The organism is Rhodanobacter sp. BL-MT-08, from assembly GCF_054161255.1.
The window spans coordinates 49,727-69,685 of the sequence record NZ_CP167872.1 but is presented as its reverse complement, the minus strand read 5'-3'; the positions used below and the strand labels follow the sequence as shown (position 1 = coordinate 69,685).

Sequence of the window (19,959 nt, the reverse complement as noted above, 5' to 3'; positions counted from 1 at the left end):
GGAATCTTTTGACGGAGAGCAGTCATGACCGATCGCCATATCGTCCGCCGCATCCGCGGCATGGACACTTCCGACGGCGCGGGCGTCAAGCTCAAGCGCATCATCGGCCAGCCGGGTCTGGACATGCTCGATCCGTTCCTGATGCTGGACGAATTCCGCTCCGATCAGGCGGGCGACTATATCGCCGGTTTTCCCGAGCATCCGCACCGCGGCTTCGAGACGGTGACCTACATGCTCGCCGGCAACATGCTGCACAAGGACAACCACGGCAACAGCGGCGATCTGAAGCCCGGCAGCGTGCAGTGGATGACGGCCGGCCGCGGCATTCTGCATTCGGAGATGCCGCAGCAGGAAAACGGACTGATGTGGGGTTTTCAGCTGTGGGTGAACCTGCCGGCGAAGGACAAGATGATCGCGCCGCGCTATCAGGACATCGCGCCGGAAAACATCCCCGTCGTGCATCCCGCCGATGGCGTGGAGGTGCGCGTGCTGGCCGGTGAACTCGGCGGCGCGACCGGTCCGGTCGAAGGCATCGCGACCAACCCCGTCTATCTGGATGTCAGTCTCCAAGCGGGCGCGGCCCTCACGCTGGATCTGCCGAAGGGTCATCACGGCTTTGCCTACGTGTTCGACGGCGAGTCGGCCCTGGTCGGCGGCGAGCAGCTCAAGCGCAGCGAGCTGGGCGTGTTTTCCGACGGTGACAGCATTCAACTCAAGGGCGCTGAAAAGGCCTCGCGACTGATTGTGGTCGCCGGTCGCCCATTGAACGAGCCCGTGGCGCGCTACGGCCCGTTCGTGATGAACACGCAGGCGCAGATCCACGAAGCGATTGCGGATTTTCGCGCGGGCAAGTTCTGAAGCCCGGCTTTTCCAGCCGAGATGTCGCTCTCGGCGTTCGCCTTCACCGGTGAACACGCCGCCGGATCTCTAGCGACCGTGGCTCGTCGACGCCGCCTGGCAAAATTGCGAAGCGCAGATTAAAGCTGGCCCTTGCAAGTCTCTGCACCGCAAAAGCGGGCAGGCGGCGGGTGCCGCCTGATCCGGCATGAAAGCAGTCCGACGTGGCAGCAAGGGACGCTCCAGTACCTGTCCGGAAAATTTTCCGTATTCCGTCGACCGTTTAGTGGCCGGCTATGGCGAGGACCGCCGGGCGCAGATGCGGGCGCAAGTTTGTGACCCAAATCTGTCAGTTCATTAAGCAGAGTGCACTTCAACACGTCGAGAACTGGCCTGATCGAGATTACGAAAACTCGGGCAAGCAAGCGTGATCCGGAAAGCCGTGCCGCTCTAGCGAGCGCTGGCATGTGTTGCGCGCGACATTTTGGCGTACGGGAAAGGCACTTCTGTGCCATCGCATGTTAGTAAATCTTAGTAAATCGAAAGGCCAACACCGTTCGACCTCAAGGAAAGCGAGCTGGTTGTTAAATTTTCGATTTTGCGGTTAAATCTAGGTTAATGTTTCGCCTATCAAACGGTTGTAGTCTTCACGTATCAAAAACAATTAAGAAAAAACAGCTAAGCCGCTGTACCTGAACATTATGTTGACCTTATTGATCATTCTCGCTGCTTTCTTATCCGCACTGTGCGCCAGCGCCGTCAGGCGCGTACCCGCGGGGCAGGTCTACAGCCTTTACCGCCAGGGCAAGCCGACCCGCTTGCTGCAGCCCGGCGTGCACATGGTGCTGCCGCTGGTGGATCGCGTAGCCAACAAGATCAATCTTTCCGGCCAGGTGCTGCGCTTCGAAGAGCCGATGGCGGATGATCGCGATGTCAGCGGCACGGTTTACTGGCAGGTGCTGGAGCCGGAGCGCGCCGATGCGGTATTTGGTCAGGTCGATCAGCTGATCCGCCGCGGCACGCACGAGGCCTTGTGTGCAGAAAGCGACGCCGCGCACGCCGATCGCCGCGTGCTGAGCACGCACATGAAACAGCTGCTCAACCAGCGCCTGCGCGAGCGCGGCATGATGGTGACGCGGGTCGAGCTGGACGCTGCCTGAGTTCAATCCAACGCCGGCGAAATAGTTTCAGCCGCCCTGCGTGACAGGCAAACCGAAAACCCGCTGCGGCGGGTTTTCTTTTGGGTAGTTCCCTGATGACGGTTTTGGCGTTGTCGGTCGCGGCCGGAGATACTGGCAACCTACGTTCAAGCTTTCAGGAATCCGGATGACCGCGCGCGACCTCTTGCAGACCCAGTTGGAACGCGGCATCGCCGAGCTGGGCCTTGCGCTGCCGGCGGAGGCCGTCTCCCGTCTGCTGGATTATCAGGCGTTGCTGGAGCGCTGGAACGGCGCCTACAATCTCACTGCCGTGCGCGATGCGGGCGAGATGGTTATCCGCCATCTGCTTGATTCATTGGCGATCCTGCCTTACGTGCGCGGCGCCACGCTGGCGGATCTGGGCACGGGCCCCGGGCTGCCCGGCATCGTGCTGGCGATTGCGGCGCCCGGTCGCGGGATGCTGCTGGTCGATTCCAACGGCAAGAAGGTGCGCTTTCTGCGCGAGGCGATCCGCGCGCTGAAGCTCGAGGGTGTGCGCGCCGTGCAGTCGCGGGTGGAAGACGTGCAGGGCCAGTTTGACTGCGTCACCGCGCGCGCCTTTGCCAGCTTTGCCGACATGCTCGGCTGGGGCGGGCATCTGCTGGCGCCCGACGGCATCTGGCTGGCGATGAAGGGCAAACAGTCTGAGGACGAACTGTTGGGCGTGCCGGCCGATTTCGCCGTGCGGGAAACGCACGTGCTGGCGGTGCCCGGACTGGACGCCGAGCGCCGTCTGGTGGTGCTCGGTCACGCCTGATAAACAGCTGCTTCAGTCCATGCGCTGTAACAGATCCGGCGCCCTTCGACTCCGCTGCGCTACGCTCAGGGAGAACGGCAAAGGCTGAAACCTTGCGCTGGATCGAGGCGGGTTTTTTGCAACCCGACAACGACCAGCGCGATCAGATTTCGTCCAGCACCGCGCCGTTGCTTTCGATCACCTTGGCGTAGAGTTTCGCCGTCGCCTTCGCCGTGCGCTTTTGCGTGGCGAAGTCGACGTGGTAAAGGCCGAAGCGCTTGGAGAAGCCCAGCGACCACTCGAGGTTGTCCATCAGCGACCAGGCGTAATAGCCCCTGATATTGACGCCCGCCTCGATCGCCTTGTGCACGGCGCCGAGGTGCTTGCGCAGATAGTTGGTGCGCAGCGGGTCGTCCAGCACACCGTTCTCCGCCACCGGCGGGTCGTAGAAGGCCGAGCCGTTTTCGGTGATGTACAGCGGCATGTCGCCGTAGCGGTGCTTGAACCAGGTGAGCGTGTCGGTCAGGCCCTGCTCGAAGACTTCCCAGCCGGTTTCCGTATAGGTCTTGTTCGGCTGGCGCACCGGTACGGCTTTCAGCGGATACGCCTCGGCGTCGTGTTTCACCACGGCGCGGGTGTAGTAGTTGATGCCGACGAAATCGACCTTCTGGTTCGTCAGCTTGAAGTCTTCTTCCGGGAAATCCGGCCATGCGTCGCCGAAGATTTCCTTCAGCTCGGGCGGATAGCTGCCGAGCAGCGCCGGGTCGGCAAACTGCTTGTTCATGTACGCGTGCGCGCGCTTGGTCGCGGCTAGATCCTCGGCGCTGTCCGAGGCCGGATACTTCGGCTCGATATTGAACACCACGCCGATCTCGTGCTTGCCGTGCGCGCGATACGCCTGGATGCCGGCGCCGCTGGCGCGCATCAGATTGTGCGCGGCGATCGGCGCCTCGTACTTGCTGCGGTGCCCGGGCGCCAGCGCGCCGTGCAGGTAACCGCCGTCGGTGACGACCCAGGGCTCGTTGAGCGTGGCCCAGCGCGGCACGCGATCGCCGAGCGCCTTGAACATCACTTCGGCATAGTCGGCGAACCAGTGCGCCACGTCGCGGTTGAGCCAGCCGCCGCGGTCGTCCAGCGCCGCCGGCAGGTCCCAGTGAAACAGCGTGGCGTTCGGCACGATACCGTTTTCCAGCAGTTCGTCGACCAGTCGCGAATAGAAACCCAGGCCCTTGGCGTTGACCCGGCCCGTGCCCTCGGGAAGCACGCGTGCCCAGTTGATGCTGAAGCGGTAGCCCTTGAGGCCCAGCGCGCGCATCAGCTGCACGTCGTCCTTGTAGCGGTTGTAGTGATCGCAGGCGACGTCACCGGTATCACCGTTGGACATCATGCCCGGCGTGTGCGCGAAACGCTGCCAGATGCTGGGGCCGGCGCCATCGGCCAGCGGTGAACCTTCGATCTGGTAGGCCGACGTGGCGGCACCCCAGTGAAAACCCTCGGGAAAACGAAAACGGCCGGTCATGGAGCTTCCTGCGATTTGGAGTGGCAATGTAACGCTACTCGGTTAAGCATCAATGGTGCTGCGCCGGACGGATCGCCCAGTGGAACGGCCGCGTCTAAGGATTGACGGATCGGCAGATTGCCTCGCCTTGACTCCGGAACCGGGCGAGACGCCGCCAGCGCACCGGTCGGGTCGACGCATTACACTAACCCTCTTCACGCGTCCGGTAGCTATCTATCCATGGCCCGCATCATCGCTGTCGCCAACCAGAAGGGCGGCGTCGGCAAGACCACCACTGCCGTCAATCTCGCGGCCGCCCTGGCGGCGGCGAAACGGCGCGTGCTGCTGGTCGATCTGGACCCGCAGGGCAATGCCACCATGGCCTCGGGCGTCAACAAACGCGAGGCCAAGCCGAACGCGTGCGAAGTGCTGCTGGAAGAAGCGGAAATCACCGCCGCCATCGTGCCCACCGAGGGTCATTACGATCTGCTGCCCGGCAACGGCGACGTCACCGCGGCCGAGTTGAAGCTGATGGATGCGCTGGCGCGCGAGCACCGGCTGAAGGACATCCTGGCCAAGGTGCTGGGCAGCTACGACACCATTCTTATCGACTGCCCGCCGTCGCTGAACCTGCTGACGCTCAATGCGCTGACCGCCGCCAACGGCGTGCTGATTCCCGTGCAGTGCGAATATTTCGCGCTGGAAGGCCTGTCCAGTCTGCTCGATACGGTCAAGGCCGTGCGTCACCGGTTGAATCCGAAACTCGAGATCGAAGGCCTGCTGCGCACGATGTACGACGTGCGCAACAACCTCGGCAACGAGGTCTCCGCACAGCTGACCCAGCACTTCGGCGACAAGGTGCTGCGCTCGATCATTCCGCGCAACGTGCGTCTGGCCGAGGCGCCGAGCCACGGCCAGCCGATCCATCTGTACGATCGCAGCTCGCGCGGCGCGATCGCGTATATCGGCCTGGCTGGCGAGATCATCCGGCGCGAACGCGGCCTGCCGCCGGCGGCGATCGTCGACTTGGAAGCCGACGTCGAAGCCATCGAACCACCGGCCCCAAGCAAAAACGGCCCGACGCTCAAGGCGCCGGCGGCCAATCAACAGGACTAGGCATGGCTGCTGCAAAAAAACGTGGACTCGGACGCGGGCTCGACGCCCTGCTCGGCGGCGATGGTGACGGCGAGGGCTCGCCGTCGGTGATCGGGCAGGAAGGCGAGCTGCGCATTCTGCCGATCCAGCAGATCCAGCCCGGCAAGTATCAGCCGCGCCGGCACTGGAACGACGAGGCGCTGGACGAGCTGGCCGCATCGATAAAGGCGCAGGGGCTGATCCAGCCCGTGGTGGTGCGCGCGCTGGGCAAGGACAGCTACGAGCTGATCGCCGGCGAGCGCCGCTGGCGTGCGGCGCAGCGCGCCCAGCTGAGCGAACTGCCGGCGCTGGTGAAAATCGTGCCCGAGGCCTCGGTGCCGGCGATGGCGCTGATCGAGAACATCCAGCGCGAAGACCTCTCGCCGCTGGAAGAGGCCGACGCGCTGAAGCGACTGATCGACGACTTCGCCCTCACCCATCAGCAGGCTGCCGACGCGGTCGGCCGCTCGCGCGCGTCGGTATCCAACCTGCTGCGTCTGACCGAACTGCCCGCCTCGATCAAGAAGCTGCTCGACGAAGGCAAGCTGGAGATGGGCCACGCCCGCTGCCTGCTGACCCTGCCCGAGCACGACGCCGAAAGCCTGGCGCTCGAAGCCGCGCGCAACGGCTGGAGCGTGCGCGAACTCGAAGAGGCCGCGCGCCGTGCCCAGAGTGCGCCGAAGGGCAAGGCCAAAGCCGCCCCCGCACGCGATCCGAACATCAGCGATCTCGAACGCGAGCTGGGCGAGCGCTTCGCCACCCGCGTCGAGCTGGCCCAGGGCCGCGGCGGTCGCGGCAAGCTGGTCATCCACTATCACAGCAACGACGAGCTGGAAGGGATTCTGGGCAAGATACGGTAAAGCAGGGATAGAGCAGGAACGAGGGGCGGGTAGCGAGGGCGCGATAACGGCGCTGGGACGAGAGAACGACTGCGCGTTTATTGGTCACGCAAAGGGTGACTCGAAACCAAATGACTCAGCGGCGGCAGAAGCGACCGGCTTAGACCATCGAAGACGCAGAAATCGTGTTTCTCGCGACCGCATTCCAAGTATCGGCAAGTGATCGATTCGAGGACCAGCACCAATGCGCTTTCGTTACCCGCCTCTCGCCCCTTGCTTTCTCCAACCGCCCCCACCCACTAGAATCCGCCCAGCGCTAGCGCGCATCGTCTCCGCACCAAGGCCGTCTCATGCCGCAACTCTCCGTCGTCGTTCCCGTCTTCAACGAGCGCGACAACATTCCGCCGCTGCTCGCCGAAATCGCCGCCGCTTTGCGCGGCCAGGTCGATTACGAAGTGATCTACGTCGACGACGATTCGGTCGATGACAGCCGCGCCGTGCTGGCCGCGCAGAAAGCGCTTCATCCGGAGCTGCGCGTGCTGCATCACGTGACCCGCAGCGGTCAGAGCATGGCCGTATGGAACGGCGTGCGTGCGGCGAAGTCGCCGTGGATCGCCACGCTCGATGGCGACGGCCAGAACGATCCGGCCGATATTCCCAAGCTGCTGGCAGCGCGCGACAAGTCGTCTGCCGACCTGCGCCTGTTCGCCGGCTGGCGCACCACGCGCCGCGACAGCTTCAACAAGCGCATCTCCTCCAAGATCGCCAACGCGGTGCGCTCACGCATGTTGAGGGACGCCACGCCGGACACCGGCTGCGGCCTCAAGCTGTTCGATCGCGAGGTGTTTCTGCGCCTGCCCTACTTCGATCACATGCACCGCTACCTGCCCGCGCTGGTCAAGCGCGCCGGCTTCGCCTGCCAAAGCGTGCCGGTCGGCCACCGTCCGCGCACCGCCGGCGTGTCCAAGTACGGCATGCTCGATCGCCTGTGGGTGGGTCTGGCCGACCTGCGCGGCGTGGCCTGGCTGATGCGCCGCGGCAAGGTCACGCGGATCGAAGAGCTTTGACTACCCCAACAAACGCCTGAAATCGCTTAGCGGGGCTGATGCGAAACGGGTTTCCAGTTGGCCAACGCTGCTCGTGCGCGCTGCCGGCCCAGTTCGATCAGCTCGCGCGCGCGGTAAAACTCGTAGGCAGTCGACGCATTGCGTGGCATCTGGATCAGCAGGTCGGGTGCATAGGCAGCGATACGCAAGCGGGACAGATTGGCCTGCATCAGGTCCATCGACTGGTTGAGCAATTCGAACGCGCCGGGCTCGCGCGGTTTGGTTTCGCCGTGGGGAACGAGCCGACTGAAGAAATCGCCGATGCGATGACGTGAGCCTGGTGTTGTGGCCTCGTCAAGCTCCGGCGTTTCCACCGGCGTGAACTCGGCCGGGCCGTCCACGCTGACCGCTATCAAATAGTCCGCGGTTTCGCGAATCAGCGGCGATACCGGTACGGGATTCAGCAGCGCGCCGTCGACCAGCACGCGTCCGTTGAGGTGATACGGGCGAAAGACGGTGGGGATCGCAATCGATGCGCGGATCGCATCGAACAGCGAGCCGCGGGTCAGCCATACCTCGCGCTCGCGCTCCAGATCGGTCGCCACGGCAGTGAATGGGAACGGCAGTTCCTCGATACAGGTGTCACCGATCAGTTCCAAGAGCGTGCCCATGATGCGCTCGCCCTTGATGAAGCCGCCGCCGGAAAAGGTCCAGTCGAGCAGCTTCAGCACGTCGAACTTGGCCAGCGTCGAAACCCAGTCACGGTAGACGTCGAGCTTGCCCATCGCGTAGATGCCGCCGATCAGCGCGCCCATCGAGCAGCCGGCGATGGCGACGATCTCGAAACCCTGCGCCTCGATTTCCTCGATCGCGCCGATGTGCGCCAACCCCTTCGCGCCGCCCGCGCCCAGGGCCAGGGCGACGGTGGGGCGACGAGATTCGGAAACTGCCGCGGGCAAGGCGGTGGGGTCGGCGATATCGGTGTGTTTCATGCGCAGCGTTCAATCGTGATCGGAGGCCACCGCAAATCGCTGGCGGCATGTGGCGTCCGGCAAGCATGGACGCGCCACAAATTCTCGGCAAGCCGCCGCGGCGTTTCAAGCGGGCTATTCCAGCGGTCATTGCTGCGGCGCTAACGGCTTCCAGCGTTGGAATCAGCCGCCTTGCTGGTAACCGCTCATCGCCAGCTGCAGCAGGATCTTCATTTCCTCACGCAGCGGCAGCGGTGAGACGATTTCGGCGTCGGGGCCGTACTTGAGTACGTCCATCAGCAGTTCGCGCGAGTTGGAATAGGGCACCTGCAGTTCGTAGCGGCCGTCCGGCAGCCAATCGCCCCTCTGCTGCGAATGCCAGTGCTCGTCGGCGACCCAGCGCGCGGCGTGCTGCGAAAAACGGATCGTGGCCCAGGCCTTGGGCTTGCCGGCAAAAATGCCGTAGCTGGAGGCCAGCAGATCGTTCAGATCGTTCTCGGCCACGTCGATGGCCGCGGCATCCAGCGCCTGCGGCTCGACGATGCGATCGACGGCGAAACTGCGCAGCGCTTCGCGGTCGTGATCCCACACGTCGAGGTACCAGTTGTCGCGGTAGTGGGTCAGGCGCTGCGGTGACACGGTGCGACGGCTGTCGGTATTGGTGGTGCGCGCGCGATAGCGAAAGCGCAGCTGATGCCGCTTCAGCACGGAGCCGGCGACGATGCGGAACACCTGCTGGCTGAGCTTGCGCTCGCCCCAGGGAATGACCCGAATGCGCTCGATCGGCAGCGGCTCGTCGTTGCCTTCGCGATTGGACAGCAGGCCTTCGATGCGCTTGCGCAGCGGGGTCAGCGCGCCGGCCAGCACGCCGGTTCCGGAGCGGTCGATCAGCTCGTTCAAGGCCAGTAGCGCGGACAATTCGTCCGAGGTCAGCCACAGGCCTGGCAGCTCGAAGCGTTCGCCTTCCCCTACTTCATAACGAAACGCGGCCTGGTCGCCGCCGGCGCTTTCCACCGGGGCGCCCAGCGCGTCGCGCAGAAACGCCACGTCGCGATAAAGCGTGGCGCGCGAGCACTCCAGCTCTTCGCGCAGCCGGGCCAGCGGAATCGGATAATGCGCCGACTTGAGCAATCGATGCAGAGTGGAGATGCGTTCGTAGCGGTCCATATGGCCTGGTCGAAAGTATCGAGAATGAGAGCGTTTGTAGCACGGTTGCGGTCGGGAGCGGCTGCTTCAAGACGTTGATTCCCCAGCTTGATTGCCGCAGCGGGACGGTGTTTTTCCGCTGCGTTGCAGCAGATTGTTCACTTCGAGTTCAAACCGGCCCGTTAAGGTAGCCAATCACTATTGTTTAACAAATGGATCATCACCCATGAAGAAGACCCTGATTGCCTGCGTCTTGCTCGCCTGCATGGCCAGTTTCGTCGCTCAGGCCGACGATGCCGCACCGGCCTCCGGGGCCGCCGGAGCGGATGCCGGTGCCAGCAACGCCGCCAACAATGGCGGCTGGAGTGGTTCGGGTGAGTTCGGTTTCGCCTCGGCAACCGGCAACACGCGCTCGCAGAACGTCAACGGCAAGCTCAACCTGAATCAGGAAAACGAGCAGTGGAAGAACAACTTCTACGTCGATTTCCTGCGCTCGAAGAGCCAGCAGCAGGTCGTTAACGCCAATGGTGCGACGGTGGAGCAGTTCAACCAGACCGCCAACCGTTATGACGGCGGTGCATCGGTCGGTTACAAGCTCGATCCGCGCAGCTACATCGTCACCGCGGCACGCTACGAGCACGACGATTTCGGCGCCAACATCTGGCAGGGCGTGGTGTCCGTGGGTTATGGCTATATCGCGCTGAAGGATGACGCCAACGAGCTGTCGTTCGAAATCGGTCCCGGTTACAAGCGCTATCGCCCGGCGGTCGAAGATGTGCTGATCGGTGGTGTGGAAGTGCCGCAGCAAGCCAACGGCACGCAGAGCGAGGCGATCGCGCGCGGTCTGATCAACTTCAAGCACAAGCTCACCGACAACACCTCGTTCGAAGACACGTTCCTGACCGAAGCAGGCTCGAAAAATACGTACGCGCAAAACGACGCCGGTGTGTCGGTCAGCATGACCAAGAAGCTGGCGCTGAAAGTCGGTTTTCAGGTGCGCCACAACACGAACGTGCTGCCGGGTATCCGGAAAAACGACACGCTTACCACCACCAATATCGTCTACAACCTCTGACGCTTCTGGTTGGCTGAAAGTAACTCAGAGCCCCGCGTTCCACCGCGGGGCTTTTTTGTGTCGCAGGATTTCATGCCGCTCTTCAGAGGCCGAGTATTTCGCCAGCACCTTGCTCGATCAATGCAGCGGCGACGCGCTGGCCCAACGCGCTGGCATCATCGTTGGCGCTCGTCGCCTCGGCATGCAGCAGTCGACCGGTCGCCACATCGCCAACCATGCCGCGCAGGTGCAGGCCGCGCTCGCCCAGTACGCACCATGCGGCGACCGGCACGGTGCAGCTGCCGCCGAGCGCCTGGTTCATCGCCCGCTCCGCGTCGATCGTGAGCCGCGTGTCGGCGTCATCGAGCGCTGCCAGCAGGGCCAGCGTGGCGGCATGATCCGAGCAGGCTTCGATGGCGATGGCCGCCTGGCCGGGTGCGGGCAGCCACTGCGGCGGCGTCAGCCGCGAGCGGATGCGCGAAGCGAAGCCCAGTCGCTCCAGTCCCGCGCAGGCGAGCACGATGGCGTCGTAACCGCCGGCGTCCAGCTTGGCCAGCCGCGTGCCGACATTACCGCGCAGATCGAGCAGTTCCAGATCAGGCCGCAGGGCGCGCAGCAGCGCCTGCCGCCGCAGCGATGAGGTGCCGACGCGCGCGCCCTGGGGTAACGCGGCGAGGTCCGCATACTGGTTACTCACGAAGGCGTCGGCAGCGTCGGCACGCGGCAGGATCGCCGGCAGGGTAAACCCGGGTTCCAGCGTCACCGGCACGTCTTTGAGCGAATGCACGGCCAGATCGGAGCGGCCTTCCATCATCGCGACCTCGAGTTCCTTCAGAAACAGGCCCTTGCCGCCGACCTCCGCCAGCGGCCGGTCGAGGATCTCATCGCCGCGCGTGGACATCGGCACCAGCTCCACCGACAGCGACGGATGCGCCGCGCGCAACGCGGCCGCCACATGCTCGGCCTGCCAAAGCGCCAGCGGGCTCTTGCGGGTGGCAATACGCAGGATGGAAGGGCTCATTGGAACTCCGCGACGTTCGGCAAGGTCTCATTGTCGCGTAGTTTCCCTGCGCGGACGCGGCCACGCGCGTAAATCGGCCTCGGCCCCAGACCAGATACGATGGCGATGAACTCATCGGAGCATTTCATGCAAAGCGGCAACCCGGCACTCAACAAAAATACGTTCCTCGACGCGGCCAGTGGCATGGTTGTTTCGCGCAACGGCGAGGCGATGACGATCAACGGCACGGTCAACAAAACCGGCCTGCTGCTCATCCTCGTGCTGATCGGCGCCATGTTCAGCTGGAGCCACTTCAGCGGGCCGGCAAGCATTCCGGCGATATGGCCGCTGGCGTTGGGCGGCGCGATCGGCGGACTGGTGCTTGGCCTGATCACCTCGTTCAAAAAGACCTGGGCGCCCGTTACCGCGCCGCTGTATGCGCTGGTGGAGGGCGTGTTTATCGGCGCGCTGTCGGCGATTTTCGAGATGCGCTATCCGGGCATCGTGCTGCAGGCGGTCGGGCTGACCTTCGGCACCATGGCAGCTTTGCTGCTGGCTTACCGTAGCGGGCTCATCCGCGCCACGGAGAAATTCAAGCTCGGCATCGTGGCCGCGACCGGCGGCATCATGCTGCTTTATCTGGCCAATATGGCGATGAGCTTCTTCGGCCATCCGATCGGCTTCATCAACGGCCACAGCACCATCGGCATCGTGTTTAGCGGCGTGGTGGTGGTGATTGCCGCGCTGAACCTGATCCTGGATTTCGACATGATCGAAACCGGCGTCAACGGCGGCGCGCCGAAATACATGGAGTGGTACGGCGCGTTCGCGCTGGTGGTTACCCTGGTGTGGCTGTATCTGGAGCTGCTGCGGCTGCTGTCGAAGATGCAGTCGCGCAACTGACGCAGGCCAACGTTGAAACGGGAGCCCGGCTGCTTGCCGGGCTCCCGTTTCGTTTGTCGGCTTCTTACGCTTTCTTCAGCAGCGCCTTGGCGTGTGCGATCACGTTGTCGACGGTGAAGCCGTACTCGGGCAGCAGGACCTTGGCTGGGGCCGAGGCGCCGTAGCGATCCACGCCCAGCACGGCGCCGTGCGGCCCGACGTAGCGATCCCAGCCCATCGATACGCCCATTTCCACCGCCAGCTTCGCCGTAACGTCCGGTGGCAGCACCTCATCGCGATAGCTTTGCGGCTGGGCTTCGAACAGATCCCAGCTCGGCATCGACACGCAGCGAACGGCGATGCCCTCGGCCTGCAGCTTTTCGGCGGCCTCCACGATCAGGCCGACCTCCGAACCGGTGGCGATCAGCACGAGCTCGGGCTTGCCCTCCTTCGCATCGCTGAGCACGTAGGCGCCTTTGCGCAGGCCGTCGGCGCTGGCGAACTTCGTGCGATCCAGCACCGGCAGCTCCTGCCGGGTCAGCGCCAGCAGCACGGGACGCTCGCGCGTTTCCACGGCCACCTTCCACGCGACCGCCGTTTCATTCGCATCGGCCGGGCGGATCACCGTGACGTGCGGAATCGCCCGCAGGCTGGCGATCTGTTCCACCGGCTGGTGGGTCGGACCGTCTTCGCCGACCGCGATGCTGTCGTGGGTGAACACGTGCACCACATGCAGTTTGGACAGGGCCGCCAGACGAATCGTCGGGCGCATGTAATCGGAGAAGATCAGAAAGGTCGAGCCGTATGGAATAAACCCACCGTGCGCGGCCAGACCGTTGACCACCGCGCCCATCGCATGCTCGCGCACGCCGAAGTGCAGGTTGCGCCCGGCGTGGCTCCAGCCGGCGCTGTCCGAACCCTGCGTGTCTTCGCCAGCGGTGGCGGCCGCATTGAAATCGCCGAAGCCCTTGAGGTTGGTATTGGTCGATGAGTCCAGATCGGCCGAGCCGCCGAACAGCGCTGTGAGCTTCTCCGCAAACGCGTTCATGATCTTGCCACCGGCCGCGCGTGTGGCGATGCCCTTGGCATCGGCCGGGAACGTCGGGATGTCGGCGTCCCAGCCGGCGGGGAGCTTGCCGTCCAGGCGATCGCGCAGTTCGGTCGCCAGCTCGGGGAAGGCTTTCGAATAGGCGTCCATACGGCCATTCCATTCGCTCTTCAGCGCCTCTCCGCGCGGCTGCGCTTCGCGAAAGTGCTCCAGCGCCGGCTGCGGTATCAGGAAATCCGGCTCGACCGGCCAGCCCAGCTTCTGCTTGGTTTCCTTGACCTCTTCCACGCCCAGCGGCGAGCCGTGCGCCTTGAACGAACCCTGCTTGGGCGATCCGAAGCCGATCTGCGTGCGCACCAGGATCAGCGACGGTCGCGTGGTGTCCGCCTTGGCCTTTTCGATGGCCGCATCGATGGCGGCGATGTCGTTGCCATCGGGCACCATGATGGTTTGCCAGCCGTAGGCTTCAAAGCGCTTGGCGCGATCTTCGGTAAACGAGATGTCGGTGCCGGCAGCCAGGCTGACGTAGTTGTCGTCGTACAGGCAGATCAGCTTGCCCAGCTTTAGATGGCCGGCCAGCGAGGCCGCTTCGGAAGCCACGCCCTCCATCAGGTCGCCGTCGCCGACCAGCGCCCAGGTGCGGTGATCGATCACGGTGTGGTCATCGCGGTTGTAGCGGGCGGCCAGATGCGCTTCGCCGATCGCCATGCCGACCGCGTTGGCGATGCCCTGACCAAGCGGGCCGGTGGTCACTTCGACGCCGGCGGTGTGGCCACGCTCCGGATGTCCGGGCGCCTTGCTTCCCCACTGGCGAAACTGCTTGATGTCATCCAGCGACAGGTCGTAGCCCGTCATGTGCAGCAGGCTATAGAGCAGCGCCGAACCGTGGCCGGCCGACAGTACGAAGCGGTCGCGATCCACCCACTCGGGGTTGCTCGGATAGTGCTTGAGATGCTTCGTCCACAGCACATAGGCCATCGGCGCGGCGCCGAGCGGCAGCCCGGGGTGGCCGCTGTTGGCCTTCTGCACCATGTCGACCGAAAGAAAGCGGAGCGTATCGATGCATTGCTGATCGAGCGAGGAGACAGTCATGGGGAGTCCTTGGGGAGGGAGGAAGGTGCGGCGGGGAAGCCTGTTGCAGACGTCCATCATGAGGTCTGAGGGGTAAAGCTGCCGTCAAGTTTTCCCGCGAACTACTGCACGACTGGACTTGCGCAGGTGTGGTGCACGACTGGCTGCACTCAGGCCGCGTGTCCGATCAGCGCGCCGATGCCTGCGGTGACCGCCATGGCCAGCGCGCCCCAGAAGCCGATGCGCAGCGCACCGGCCCAGACGCCCGCGCCGCCCACGCGCGCGGCGAGCGCGCCAAGCAGCACCAGAAAAAGCAACGCGCTTACGAAGATGGTGGCGATCAGCGCCGGTGCCGGCGATATGGCTGCCACCAGCAGCGGCAGCGCGGCGCCCACCGAAAAACTCAGCGCCGAGGCCATCGCCGCCTGCAGCGGACGCGCCCGCTGCGTGTCGGTGATGCCCAGTTCATCGCGCGCGTGCGCATCCAGCGCGTCGTGCGCCATCAGCTGCGCGGCAACCTGGGTGGCCAGCGCCGGATCGAGGCCGCGACCGACGTAGATCGCAGCCAGCTCCTTGTGCTCGCCTTCGCTGTCCGTGTGCAGTTCAAGCTGCTCCTTGGCCAGCTCGGCGTTTTCGATATCGGCCTGCGAGTGCACCGACACGTACTCGCCCGCCGCCATCGACATGGCGCCCGCGACGAGCCCTGCCGTACCGGCGACCAGAATGCTGGCGTGGCTGGCGTGCGCCGCGGCGACACCCAGCACCAGGCTGGCGGTGGAGACGATGCCGTCGTTGGCGCCCAGCACCGCGGCGCGCAGCCAGTTGATGCGCGCCGTGACGTGACGTTCGGAGTGCTTGCGGGAGCGGGGCATGGCGTGAGCCTCTGGATGGAATCATCTGGCGAACAAACGCGCCCCGGATACCTTGCGGGCGCACACCGCTGTGGTGCGCGCCCGCAAGGTCAGCAGGCGTGCGCCATCATGCACCACCGAGCGAGGCGTCGACGATTTTCTGCGCTTCGGCGAGGATTTCTTTCAGATGATCGGCGCTCTTGAAGCTCTCGGCGTAGATCTTGTAGATCGCCTCGGTGCCGGACGGCCGCGCGGCGAACCAGCCGCTGGGCGCGATGGCCTTGATGCCGCCGATTGCGGCCCCGTTGCCGGGGGCCTTGTCGAGCACCTGGGTGATCTTCTCGCCGGCCAGCTGGTCGCTGTGCAGCTGATCCGGCGACAGCTTGGCCAGTTTGGCCTTTTGTGCTGGCGTGGCAGCGGCTTCGACGCGGTCGGCAAACGGCTCGCCGAGATCCCTGGTCATCTGCGCGTAGATTTCGCCGGGATCCCTGCCGTGACGCGCAGTGATCTCGGCCGACAGCAGGGCCGGCACCAGGCCGTCCTTGTCGGTCGTCCACACCGAACCGTCGCGGCGCAGCAGCGAGGCGCCGGCGCTCTCTTCGCCGCCGAAGCCGAGCGAGCCGTCGAACAGGCCTTCGGAAAACCACTTGAAACCGACCGGCACTTCGTACAGTTTGCGGCCCAGGCGCTTGGCCACGCGGTCGATCATCGCGGTGCTGACCACGGTCTTGCCGATGGCTGCCGTGTCGCTCCAGTGCGGACGGTTCTGGAACAGGTAATCGATCAGCACTGAAAGGTAATGATTCGGTTCCATCAGCCCGTTGCTGCGTGTCACGATGCCGTGGCGATCGTGGTCGGTATCGCAGGCGAACGCGACGTCGTACTGGTCCTTCAGCACGATGAGCCGCTGCATCGCGTATTTCGACGACGGGTCCATGCGGATCTGGCCGTCCCAGTCCACCGTCATGAAGGCGAACTGCGGATCGACCGTATCGCTGACCACGGTGAGGTCGAGCTTGTAGCGCTCGGCGATCGGTGCCCAGAAATGCACGCCGGCGCCGCCCAGCGGATCGACGCCCATGTGCACGCCCGCGCTGCGGATGATGTCGAAGTCGATCATGTTGCCGAGGTCGGCCACATACGCGTCGAGGTAATCGTGCGTGTGCGTGGTCGAGGCCTTGCTCGCCTGCGCGAACGGCACGCGCTTGACCTCTTTCAGGCCGCCTTCGATCAGCTCGTTGGCGCGGTTTTGCACCCAGTTGGTGATGTCGGTATCGGCCGGGCCGCCGTTGGGCGGGTTGTACTTGAAGCCGCCGTTGTCCGGCGGGTTGTGCGACGGCGTAATGACGATGCCGTCGGCCAGACCCTTGGTACGGCCCTTGTTGTAGGTCAGGATGGCGTGCGAAATCGTCGGCGTGGGTGTGAACTCACCCTTGGCCGAGATCATCGTCTCGACGCCGTTTGCGGCGAGCACTTCCAGCGCGCTCTCGAACGCCGGCTGCGACAGCGCATGCGTATCGAAGCCGATAAACAGCGGACCGTCGATGCCCTTGCTCTGGCGGTATTCGCAAATCGCCTGGCTGATCGCCAGGATGTGCCATTCGTTGAAGCTGCGCGTGAACGAACTGCCGCGATGGCCGGAGGTACCGAACGCCACGCGCTGCGACGCCTCGGCCGGATCGGGCTTCAGATCGGCATACGCGGCGAGCAGCTTGGCGATGTCGATCAGGATCGACTTGGGCGCCGGCTTGCCGGCAAGCGGGCTGATTTTCTGGCTCATTTCGGTGCCGCCGGTGGTGTGCGTGCGTCTTTCAGGCGGCCATCGCGCAGCTGGCGATAGCGGTGGATCAGCGCGTTGGTCGAGCTGTCATGCTTGAGCTCGGGCTCGTCTTTTGCGGTCAGCTCGGCGATGGTGGTTTTGGCCAGCTGCTTGCCCAGCTCCACGCCCCACTGGTCGAACGAGTCGATATTCCAGATCGTTCCCTGCACGAACACGCTGTGCTCGTACAGCGCGATCAGCGCGCCCAGGATGTGCGGCGTCAGGCGCGAAGCGAGAAGGGTATTACTCGGCCGGTTGCCCTCGAACGTGCGATGCGGCACCAGCGCCTCGGCCGTGCCTTCGGCCAGCACTTCGTCGGCGGTCTTGCCGAAGGCCAGAGCTTCGCCCTGGGCGATCAGATTGGCCATCAGCAGGTCGTGTTGATCACCAGCCGGCTGATCGCTGCCGTCGTGCACGGGCAGCGGGTTCAGCGTCTGGCCGAAGCCGATGAAATCGCACGGCACGATGCGCGTGCCCTGGTGGATCAGCTGGTAGAACGAGTGCTGGCCGTTGGTGCCCGGTTCGCCCCAGTAGATCGGGCCGGTGGCGTAATCGACCGTGCTGCCGTCGAGCGTGACGTGCTTGCCGTTGCTCTCCATCGTCAGCTGCTGCAGGTAGGCCGGAAAGCGCTTGAGATACTGCTCGTACGGCAGCACCGCCACGGTCGCGGCATCGAGGAAGTTGTTGTTCCAGATCGCCAGCAGGCCCATCAGCGCGGGCAGGTTTTTCTCGAGCGGCGCATGCCGGAAATGCTCGTCCATCGCGTGAAAGCCGGCCAGCATCTCGCGGAAATGATCCGGGCCAATCGCGATCATGGTCGACAGGCCGATCGCCGAATCCATCGAGTAGCGCCCGCCGACCCAGTCCCAGAAGCCGAACATGTTGGCGGTGTCGATACCGAACTTGGTGACTTCCTCGGCGTTGGTCGACACGGCGACGAAATGCTTGGCGACCGCCTTGCCCTCGTCATCGCCGCTGACGTCCAGCGCCTTAAGCGCCCAGGCGCGCGCGGCGTGGGCGTTGGTCAGCGTTTCCAGCGTGGTGAAGGTTTTCGAGCAGACGATGAACAGCGTTTCGGCGGCGTCCAGATCCCGCGTGGCTTCGGCGAAATCGGTGCCGTCGACGTTGGAGACGAAGCGGAAGCTGATGTCGCGCTGGCTGTAGTCGCGCAGCGCTTCATAAGCCATCACGGGTCCGAGATCCGAGCCGCCAATGCCGATGCTGATGACGTTGCGAATGCGCTTGCCGCTGTGGCCCAGCCACGCGCCGCTGCGCACTTTTTCGGCGAAGGCGGTCATGCGGTCGAGCACGGCATGCACGTCCGGCACGACGTCCTTGCCGTCGACCAGGATCTTTTCACCCGCCGGCGCGCGCAGCGCAACGTGCTCGACCGCGCGCTTCTCGGTGATGTTGATCTTGTCGCCGCGAAACATCGCCTCGATGCGCTTGGGCAGATCGCACGCTTCGGCCAGTTCGCGCAGCAGGCGCAGGGTGTCGGCGGTGACGCGCTGCTTGGAGTAGTCGAGGTACAGGCCAACCGCTTCGGCGGTCAGCGTGGTGCCGCGTTCGGCGTCGGCGGCGAACAGGTCGCGCAGATGTTTTTGGCCGATCTGCGCAAAGTGCTTCTGCAGCGCCTGCCACTGCGGCCGGGAAACCAGAGGTGAGCTCATTTCTGGGTCGATCCTTTCGAGTCGTCCTCGAGCTTGCCGGTCTTCTCGACGATACGCTTGAGCAGCTCGTTCCACGATTTGACGAACGAGGCCGCGCCTTCGGTCTGCAGCTGGGTCGCCAGCGCATCGATATCGACGCCGGCTTTGGTGATCTTCGCCAGCGTCTCTTCCGCTTCCTTGCCGTCGGTCGGCATCACGCCGTGCAGCTGGCCGTGTTCGGCGAAGGCGAGCAGAGTCTTTTCCGGCATCGTATCGATGGTGTCCGGCGCGGCCAGCGCGCTGACGTACAGCGTGTCGGAGGCGCCCGGATCCTTGGTGCCGGTGCTGGCCAGCAGCAGGCGCTGCGGCTTGGCGCCGGCGGCGGCGAGCTTTTTCCAGCGCGGCGATTCCAACAGCTCGCGATAGGCGCAGTAGGTCTGCTGGCACACGGCGATGCCGAGCTTGTTGTGCAGCTCCTCGGGCAGCTGCTTGTTGCTGGCGACATCCCAGCGGCTGACGAACACCGACGCCACCGAACAGACGTCCAGATGCTGGCCGGCCTCATGACGACGCTCAAGACCGCGCATGTACGCCTCGGCCGAGGCCAGGTAATGCTCGCGCGAAAACAGCAGGGTCACATTGATCGGAATGCCCAGGAAGATCGCTTCCTCGATCGCCGGAATACCTTCGGGAGTACCGGGGATTTTTACAAACAAATTCTCACGCTGCGCTTGCGAGTGGATTTCCTTGGCCGCGGCGATGGTGCCTTCGGTATCGGCGGACAGCAGCGGCGAGACTTCCATCGAGACCCAGCCGTCCACCTTGTGGGTCGACTTGAAGATCGGTGCAAACAGGTCGGCGGCGCGGCGCAGATCTTCCAGCGCCAGCTCGTTGAACAGCTTTTCGCCGGACAGGCCGCCCTTGGCCTTTTCGCGGATGCCGGCATCGTAGGCGTCGCCGCCGCCTATCGCCGCATCGAAGATGCTGGGGTTGGAGGTGAGGCCGGTGACCGAGTCCTCGGCGATGTAGCGCGCCAGCGTGCCGTCGTCGAGCAGGGTACGGGTGATGTTGTCGAGCCAGAGGCTCTGGCCGAGATCATGCAGTTGCTGGGTCGCTTTCATGGTGGCTCCTGACTACGTATGGAAGATGGAAGTGCTGCGTATATGTCGTGTTTTTGAA

Annotated in this window: 17 protein-coding genes; 8 read left to right on the top strand and 9 right to left on the bottom strand. The window is 64.4% G+C overall.

Annotated elements, in window-relative coordinates; all coding sequences use genetic code 11:
* Positions 1–24 precede the first annotated feature (24 nt).
* From ACDK93_RS00270 to rsmG, 3 genes are all read left to right on the top strand, one after another.
* Positions 25–858, top strand: coding sequence for a pirin family protein (locus ACDK93_RS00270; RefSeq protein ID WP_458070598.1), 834 nt, complete (start codon positions 25–27; stop codon positions 856–858).
* A 680-nt stretch (positions 859–1,538) separates the two neighbouring features.
* Entirely contained in the window at positions 1,539–1,997 is a 459-nt protein-coding gene (locus ACDK93_RS00265) for an SPFH domain-containing protein (protein WP_458070597.1), read from the top strand.
* 166 nt (positions 1,998–2,163) lie between these two features.
* Positions 2,164–2,793, top strand: coding sequence for a 16S rRNA (guanine(527)-N(7))-methyltransferase RsmG (gene rsmG / locus ACDK93_RS00260; RefSeq protein ID WP_458070596.1), 630 nt, complete (start codon positions 2,164–2,166; stop codon positions 2,791–2,793).
* 142 nt (positions 2,794–2,935) lie between these two features.
* On the opposite strand, the gene ACDK93_RS00255 is transcribed toward rsmG, so the two are convergent.
* Entirely contained in the window at positions 2,936–4,291 is a 1,356-nt protein-coding gene (locus ACDK93_RS00255) for a GH1 family beta-glucosidase (RefSeq protein ID WP_458070595.1), read from the bottom strand.
* Positions 4,292–4,510: 219 nt separating this feature from the next.
* Here ACDK93_RS00255 and ACDK93_RS00250 point away from each other — a divergent pair, with 219 nt between their 5' ends.
* The 3 genes from ACDK93_RS00250 to ACDK93_RS00240 all read left to right on the top strand — a co-directional run bounded on the left by ACDK93_RS00250 (position 4,511) and on the right by ACDK93_RS00240 (position 7,310).
* Positions 4,511–5,386, top strand: coding sequence for a ParA family protein (locus ACDK93_RS00250; RefSeq protein WP_458070594.1), 876 nt, complete (start codon positions 4,511–4,513; stop codon positions 5,384–5,386).
* A gap of 2 nt (positions 5,387–5,388) precedes the next feature.
* The gene (locus ACDK93_RS00245) at positions 5,389–6,264 is read left to right on the top strand and encodes a ParB/RepB/Spo0J family partition protein (RefSeq protein WP_458070593.1); all 876 of its coding nucleotides are present in this window, start codon (positions 5,389–5,391) and stop codon (positions 6,262–6,264) included.
* Positions 6,265–6,593: 329 nt separating this feature from the next.
* Positions 6,594–7,310 carry a glycosyltransferase gene (locus ACDK93_RS00240; RefSeq protein WP_458070592.1) on the top strand — a complete coding sequence of 239 codons (717 nt, stop codon included), beginning with the start codon at positions 6,594–6,596 and terminating at the stop codon, positions 7,308–7,310.
* Positions 7,311–7,336: 26 nt separating this feature from the next.
* Here the strand turns inward: ACDK93_RS00240 and ACDK93_RS00235 are convergent, their stop codons facing one another.
* Together ACDK93_RS00235 and ACDK93_RS00230 are read right to left on the bottom strand one after the other, a co-directional pair.
* The gene (locus ACDK93_RS00235) at positions 7,337–8,281 is read right to left on the bottom strand and encodes a patatin-like phospholipase family protein (protein ID WP_458070591.1); all 945 of its coding nucleotides are present in this window, start codon (positions 8,279–8,281) and stop codon (positions 7,337–7,339) included.
* Positions 8,282–8,443: 162 nt separating this feature from the next.
* Positions 8,444–9,427, bottom strand: coding sequence for a helix-turn-helix transcriptional regulator (locus tag ACDK93_RS00230; RefSeq protein ID WP_458070590.1), 984 nt, complete (start codon positions 9,425–9,427; stop codon positions 8,444–8,446).
* A gap of 205 nt (positions 9,428–9,632) precedes the next feature.
* Between ACDK93_RS00230 and ACDK93_RS00225 the strand changes: the two genes are divergently transcribed.
* Positions 9,633–10,481, top strand: coding sequence for a DUF481 domain-containing protein (locus tag ACDK93_RS00225; RefSeq protein ID WP_458070589.1), 849 nt, complete (start codon positions 9,633–9,635; stop codon positions 10,479–10,481).
* Between the two features lie 82 nt (positions 10,482–10,563).
* On the opposite strand, the gene hemC is transcribed toward ACDK93_RS00225, so the two are convergent.
* Positions 10,564–11,481: a hydroxymethylbilane synthase gene (gene hemC / locus ACDK93_RS00220; RefSeq protein ID WP_458070588.1), complete on the bottom strand. Its 918-nt coding sequence runs from the start codon at positions 11,479–11,481 to the stop codon at positions 10,564–10,566.
* 126 nt (positions 11,482–11,607) lie between these two features.
* Between hemC and ACDK93_RS00215 the strand changes: the two genes are divergently transcribed.
* Positions 11,608–12,363: a Bax inhibitor-1/YccA family protein gene (locus tag ACDK93_RS00215; RefSeq protein ID WP_458070587.1), complete on the top strand. Its 756-nt coding sequence runs from the start codon at positions 11,608–11,610 to the stop codon at positions 12,361–12,363.
* A gap of 64 nt (positions 12,364–12,427) precedes the next feature.
* Here ACDK93_RS00215 and tkt read toward each other — a convergent pair whose 3' ends face one another.
* From tkt to tal, 5 genes are all read right to left on the bottom strand, one after another.
* Complete coding sequence (gene tkt, locus ACDK93_RS00210; protein WP_458070586.1) at positions 12,428–14,482, bottom strand: transketolase; 2,055 nt, start codon at positions 14,480–14,482, stop codon at positions 12,428–12,430.
* 149 nt (positions 14,483–14,631) lie between these two features.
* Complete coding sequence (locus ACDK93_RS00205) at positions 14,632–15,333, bottom strand: VIT1/CCC1 transporter family protein (RefSeq protein WP_458070585.1); 702 nt, start codon at positions 15,331–15,333, stop codon at positions 14,632–14,634.
* A 106-nt stretch (positions 15,334–15,439) separates the two neighbouring features.
* On the bottom strand, positions 15,440–17,092 hold the full coding sequence (gene pgm, locus ACDK93_RS00200) for a phosphoglucomutase (alpha-D-glucose-1,6-bisphosphate-dependent) (protein WP_458070584.1): 1,653 nt from the start codon (positions 17,090–17,092) through the stop codon (positions 15,440–15,442).
* On the bottom strand, positions 17,089–18,801 hold the full coding sequence (gene pgi / locus ACDK93_RS00195) for a glucose-6-phosphate isomerase (RefSeq protein WP_458070583.1): 1,713 nt from the start codon (positions 18,799–18,801) through the stop codon (positions 17,089–17,091). The genes pgm and pgi overlap by 4 nt, the downstream gene beginning before the upstream one ends.
* On the bottom strand, positions 18,798–19,901 hold the full coding sequence (tal, locus tag ACDK93_RS00190) for a transaldolase (protein ID WP_458070582.1): 1,104 nt from the start codon (positions 19,899–19,901) through the stop codon (positions 18,798–18,800). Before tal ends, pgi begins: the two co-directional genes overlap by 4 nt.
* Between the last annotated feature and the right edge of the window lie 58 nt (positions 19,902–19,959).

Bases quoted from the DNA above. Each gene is read 5' to 3' on its own strand.
- pgi (WP_458070583.1), bottom strand. From the start codon at position 18,801: ATGAGCTCACCTCTGGTTTCCCGGCCGCAGTGGCAGGCGCTGCAGAAG.
- ACDK93_RS00265 (WP_458070597.1), top strand. From the start codon at position 1,539: ATGTTGACCTTATTGATCATTCTCGCTGCTTTCTTATCCGCACTGTGC.
- ACDK93_RS00215 (WP_458070587.1), top strand. From the start codon at position 11,608: ATGCAAAGCGGCAACCCGGCACTCAACAAAAATACGTTCCTCGACGCG.
- ACDK93_RS00255 (WP_458070595.1), bottom strand. From the start codon at position 4,291: ATGACCGGCCGTTTTCGTTTTCCCGAGGGTTTTCACTGGGGTGCCGCC.
- ACDK93_RS00250 (WP_458070594.1), top strand. From the start codon at position 4,511: ATGGCCCGCATCATCGCTGTCGCCAACCAGAAGGGCGGCGTCGGCAAG.
- tal (WP_458070582.1), bottom strand. From the start codon at position 19,901: ATGAAAGCGACCCAGCAACTGCATGATCTCGGCCAGAGCCTCTGGCTC.
- pgm (WP_458070584.1), bottom strand. From the start codon at position 17,092: ATGAGCCAGAAAATCAGCCCGCTTGCCGGCAAGCCGGCGCCCAAGTCG.
- ACDK93_RS00245 (WP_458070593.1), top strand. From the start codon at position 5,389: ATGGCTGCTGCAAAAAAACGTGGACTCGGACGCGGGCTCGACGCCCTG.
- ACDK93_RS00230 (WP_458070590.1), bottom strand. From the start codon at position 9,427: ATGGACCGCTACGAACGCATCTCCACTCTGCATCGATTGCTCAAGTCG.
- rsmG (WP_458070596.1), top strand. From the start codon at position 2,164: ATGACCGCGCGCGACCTCTTGCAGACCCAGTTGGAACGCGGCATCGCC.
- ACDK93_RS00225 (WP_458070589.1), top strand. From the start codon at position 9,633: ATGAAGAAGACCCTGATTGCCTGCGTCTTGCTCGCCTGCATGGCCAGT.
- hemC (WP_458070588.1), bottom strand. From the start codon at position 11,481: ATGAGCCCTTCCATCCTGCGTATTGCCACCCGCAAGAGCCCGCTGGCG.
- ACDK93_RS00235 (WP_458070591.1), bottom strand. From the start codon at position 8,281: ATGAAACACACCGATATCGCCGACCCCACCGCCTTGCCCGCGGCAGTT.
- tkt (WP_458070586.1), bottom strand. From the start codon at position 14,482: ATGACTGTCTCCTCGCTCGATCAGCAATGCATCGATACGCTCCGCTTT.
- ACDK93_RS00240 (WP_458070592.1), top strand. From the start codon at position 6,594: ATGCCGCAACTCTCCGTCGTCGTTCCCGTCTTCAACGAGCGCGACAAC.
- ACDK93_RS00270 (WP_458070598.1), top strand. From the start codon at position 25: ATGACCGATCGCCATATCGTCCGCCGCATCCGCGGCATGGACACTTCC.
- ACDK93_RS00205 (WP_458070585.1), bottom strand. From the start codon at position 15,333: ATGCCCCGCTCCCGCAAGCACTCCGAACGTCACGTCACGGCGCGCATC.